Raw genomic sequence first — 551 nt, forward strand, 5'->3', positions numbered from 1 at the left:
TACACAGCAGCATAGAAAGCGCCAGCACCCAAGTTACGCAGTTAAGCAAAGAGAGCGAAGCAATTGGCCGCGTGACGGAAGTGATTGAAGGGTTAGCAGAACAGACTAATTTGCTGGCACTCAATGCGGCAATTGAAGCGGCGAGAGCTGGTGAACAAGGGCGAGGTTTTGCTGTGGTTGCCGATGAAGTGCGCATGTTGGCGACAAGAACCACGCAATCGACGACAGAAATCAACGGTATTATTAACGCAATTCAGCGTTCAACTCACACGGTGGTTCAGGAAATTGAACACAGCCAGTCGTTGGCAGAGCAAGGTGCTGAACACATCGATAATGCCGTAACGAGATTGGTTTCAACGACAGAGCAGATCGGTTCTCTAAACGAGCAAATGGCAGAATTGGCCGCTGCTGCCGAGCAGCAATCTCACGCAACGCAATCCATAAATGGGTTAATGGCAGGCATTACGCAGTCGGTCGAAATGGTGGCGAGTAACAGTCAGCATGCTTCTGAGACGTCGTTGCAAGTGAAGCAACAAGTCACTGAGTTGAAT

Annotated in this window: 1 protein-coding gene; it reads left to right on the forward strand. The window is 49.9% G+C overall.

Features of this window, described 5'->3' with window-relative positions; translation table 11 throughout:
* Nucleotides 1-551 (forward strand): methyl-accepting chemotaxis protein (locus R8N49_RS29620; RefSeq protein ID WP_318190759.1); only part of this gene is annotated, 551 nt, incomplete at both ends.

The organism is Vibrio sp. 1978, from assembly GCF_033344345.1.